General features: G+C 69.9%; 1 protein-coding gene. It reads left to right on the forward strand.

Going from position 1 to position 501, the window contains the following annotated elements; translation table 11 throughout:
* Positions 1-501: TRAP transporter large permease subunit (locus LMJ29_RS09825; protein WP_229605343.1), on the forward strand; the 501-nt coding region annotated here is incomplete at both ends.

Below are 501 nucleotides of genomic sequence, written 5' to 3' on the forward strand. Positions count from 1 at the left end.
GGCGGCATCGCCTGCTTCCTGGCGGTCAACCAGGGCGATGTCTCGGCGCTGCTGTTCACCCTCAACGACCTGGCCTACTCGCGGCTGTCCAACTACGACCTGGCGGTGATCCCGCTGTTCGTGCTGATGGGCCAGTTCGCCACCCACGGCGGCCTGTCGCGCGCCATCTTCCGCTGCGCCTCGGCGTTCATCGGCCACTGGAAGGGCGGCATCGGCATGTCGGCGATCGGCGCCTGCGCGGGCTTTGGCGCGATCTGCGGCTCCTCGCTGGCCACCGCGGCGACCATGAGCCAGGTGGCGCTGCCCGAGCTGCGCCGGCACAACTACTCCGGCCGCCTGGCCACCGCCACGGTCGCCGCCGGCGGCACCCTGGGCATCCTCATCCCGCCGTCGGTGCCGCTGATCATCTATGCGGTGCTGACCCAGGAGTCGATCGCCAAGCTGTTCGTCGCCGCCGTGATCCCCGGCATCATCGCGGTGATCGGCTACATGCTGGTGCTG

This window comes from Pseudomonas oryzagri (genome assembly GCF_020831405.1).
GTDB lineage: Bacteria > Pseudomonadota > Gammaproteobacteria > Pseudomonadales > Pseudomonadaceae > Geopseudomonas > Geopseudomonas oryzagri.